We start from the raw sequence: 2,752 nt of genomic DNA, 5'->3' as shown, positions 1-2,752 counted from the left end.
TGGCCGACGTGGTCCGTGCGCTCGACGAGGCCGCGCGGCAGCAGTAGCGCTGTCGCGCCGCACAGCCGGTGCCGCGACCGGCGAGGTTTGCCCGGTAGCGAGGTGTCCTGGCGCTCCCCCACGGCCTTCGGCGTGGGTGGTACTCCCAGGCCGCAAGGCAGCCGAAAGCCCTCGCGGTGGGCCTACTCGGGCTTTCGGCCAACGCTGGGGGCACCACCCGCCGAAGGCAGGGGGAGGACACGCGTGCCAGGGCGGCGAGCGGGGCACACCTTGCCGGGAGGGGCACTAGCGTGTGAGGCATGACCAAGTCAGCGAACGGGTCGAACCCGGTGGGCCTTGGCGACGTCCTGCGACCGTACGTGGAGGACGGCACCCTGCCCGGTGCGGTCGGCCTGGTGGCGCGTGGCGACGACGTCGAGTTCGCGGCGGTCGGGTCCGCCGACGCCGAGGGCCGGATGCCGATGGCCCGGGACTCGATCTTCCGGATCGCCTCGATCACCAAGCCGATCACGGCCGCCGCGGTGATGGTGCTGGTCGACGACGGCCGGCTCGATCTGGCGGACCCGGTGCGGCGGTGGCTGCCGGAGCTGGCCGCGCCGAACGTGGTGCGTACCCCGGAAAGCCCGCTCGACGACGTGGTCCCGGCCGACCGCCCGATCACGGTGGAGGACCTGCTCAGCTCGCGCACCGGGTACGGCTTCCCGCCGGACTTCGCGCTGCCCGCCGTACGGCCGCTCTTCGCCGAGGGGGTGCAGTCCGACGGCCGCGAGCCGCAGCGTTTCCTGGCCACCGACGAGTGGCTGCAGACGCTGGCCGGTATCCCGATGCTGCACCAGCCGGGCGAGGCATGGCTCTACAACACCTCCTCCGACCTGCAGGGCGTGCTGATCGAGCGGGTCAGCGGGGAGTCGTTGCCCGACTTCATGGCCGAGCGGATCTTCGAGCGGCTGGGCATGCGGGACACCGGCTTCGTCGTCCCGGCGGCGAAGCGGGACCGGTTCACCAGCTACTACCGGACCGGTGAGTCCGGCGGCCTGGAGCTGGCCGACGGGCCGGACGGCCAGTGGAGCGGCCCGCCGCCCTTCGCATCCGGCGCCGGCGGGCTGGCCTCGACCGTCGACGACTGGCTGGCGTTCGGCCGGATGCTGCTCGCCGAGGGCGCCACCGCGGACGGCCGGCGCCTGCTGTCGGCGCAGTCGGTGCGGCTGATGACGGCCGACCACCTCACCGGGGCGCAGCGTGCGGCGGGCCGGCTGTTCCTGGAAGGCCAGGGCTGGGGGTTCGGAGCCGCCGTGGACGTCGAGGTCATCGACCCGTGGAACATCCCCGGCCGCTACGGCTGGGTCGGCGGCACGGGTACGTCGGCACATGTCGTGCCCGCGACCGGCTCGGTCCACATCCTGCTGACCCAGCTCGCGGCGACCAGCCCGGCGCCCACGCGGCAGCTACGGGACTTCTGGCGGTACGCGGCAGACGCGTGAGGACGGCAGGGGTGACGGGGCGACGGTGATTTCGCGGCCCCGGATACGTTTGCTCGGCGCTCAGTCGCGGCAGATCTCAGGCATGCCTCCGGACTCGCTCCTCAGCCCCTCCACCCGGCCGGTGATCAAGCGCACGGCACGCGCGATCATCCTCGACGGCGACCGGCTCGTGCTGATCAAGCGGACCAAACCCGGCATCGCTCCGTACTGGGTCACGCCGGGCGGCGGGGTCGAGGAGGAGGACGCCGGGGTGCTCGCCGCCCTGCACCGCGAGATCGACGAGGAGTTGGGCGGCAAGATCACCGACGCCGTGCCCGCCTTCGTCGACACCATCGAGCACATCGCGGACGACGGGTCGCACGGCGTGAAGGTGCAGTACTTCTTCGCGTGCCGGCTGGAGTCGATGGACCTCGACCGGCGGCACGGCCCGGAGATCGACGAGCCGTGCGGCAGCTACGAGGTGGTGCGGGTGCCCTTCACGCGGATGGGACTCGCCTCCGTGGAGGTCGTGCCGCTGACCCTGCGGCACTACCTGGACGCGAACATCGAAGGGGTGCTCGGACTGCTCGGTCCCGACCTGGGCTGACCGCCGCCGCATCGGCAGCGGATCGATCAGACGTCGGCGACCAGGGCGTACGCCTCGCGCAGGTCACCGCCGGCGTAGGCATGGGTGGCCAGGCCGCTGACATGGTCGTCGCCGTTGACCGCGACCGAGACCGGGACCACGCCGAACAGCGCGGTGTCCGACAGCGAGTCGCCGTAGGCCACGCAGTCGGTGCGGCCGACCCCGTAGCGGGCGCACAACTCATCGGCGATGACCACCTTGGACTCGGGCCGCAGGATGCCGGACGGGTCGAGGGCGACACCCGGTGCGAAGGGGAACGCGGGGAAGACCGAGGCACGGGCGTCGTGGACACCCCATGTACGCAGCCGGGTCACGAAGAAGTCGGGGGAGAGCGAGATCACCGCGCAGTGCTCGCCGCGGGCGGTGATGTCGGCCCACACCTCGCGAATTCCGGTCAGCCAGGGAGCACTCGTGAAAGCGCCGGCCACGTGGTGCTCGGTGAGCGCGGACCACATCCGGTAGGCGCGCCACGCGTATCCGTACGAGTCGATCTCGCCGCCGGACAGCGCTCTCTCCAACTCCCGGAACTCGGCGACCATGCCGATCTGCCGGGAGATCTCCATTCCGGCGGATGTGCCGGGCATCAACGTGCCGTCCATGTCAAAGATGTGCAGTCGCGCCATCCTGGCCCCCTCCTTCATGCGCG

Annotated in this window: 3 protein-coding genes; 2 read left to right on the top strand and 1 reads right to left on the bottom strand. The window is 71.7% G+C overall.

Annotated elements, in window-relative coordinates; all coding sequences use genetic code 11:
- The first annotated feature begins 299 nt into the window (after positions 1-299).
- Complete coding sequence (locus AC13HU_RS35230) at positions 300-1,481, top strand: serine hydrolase domain-containing protein (RefSeq protein WP_483046069.1); 1,182 nt, start codon at positions 300-302, stop codon at positions 1,479-1,481.
- Between the two features lie 82 nt (positions 1,482-1,563).
- Positions 1,564-2,067 (top strand): NUDIX domain-containing protein, encoded by a 504-nt coding sequence (locus AC13HU_RS35225; RefSeq protein ID WP_483046068.1) that lies wholly within the window; start codon positions 1,564-1,566, stop codon positions 2,065-2,067.
- A 26-nt stretch (positions 2,068-2,093) separates the two neighbouring features.
- Here AC13HU_RS35225 and AC13HU_RS35220 read toward each other — a convergent pair whose 3' ends face one another.
- Positions 2,094-2,729, bottom strand: coding sequence for an HAD family hydrolase (locus AC13HU_RS35220; protein WP_483046070.1), 636 nt, complete (start codon positions 2,727-2,729; stop codon positions 2,094-2,096).
- Positions 2,730-2,752: the final 23 nt, after the last annotated feature.

The sequence above is a fragment of the Streptomyces sp. NH27 genome, assembly GCF_056859195.1.
This window is presented reverse-complemented; position numbering and strand designations above follow the sequence as displayed.

Bases quoted from the DNA above. Each gene is read 5' to 3' on its own strand.
- AC13HU_RS35230 (WP_483046069.1), top strand. From the start codon at position 300: ATGACCAAGTCAGCGAACGGGTCGAACCCGGTGGGCCTTGGCGACGTC.
- AC13HU_RS35225 (WP_483046068.1), top strand. From the start codon at position 1,564: ATGCCTCCGGACTCGCTCCTCAGCCCCTCCACCCGGCCGGTGATCAAG.
- AC13HU_RS35220 (WP_483046070.1), bottom strand. From the start codon at position 2,729: ATGGCGCGACTGCACATCTTTGACATGGACGGCACGTTGATGCCCGGC.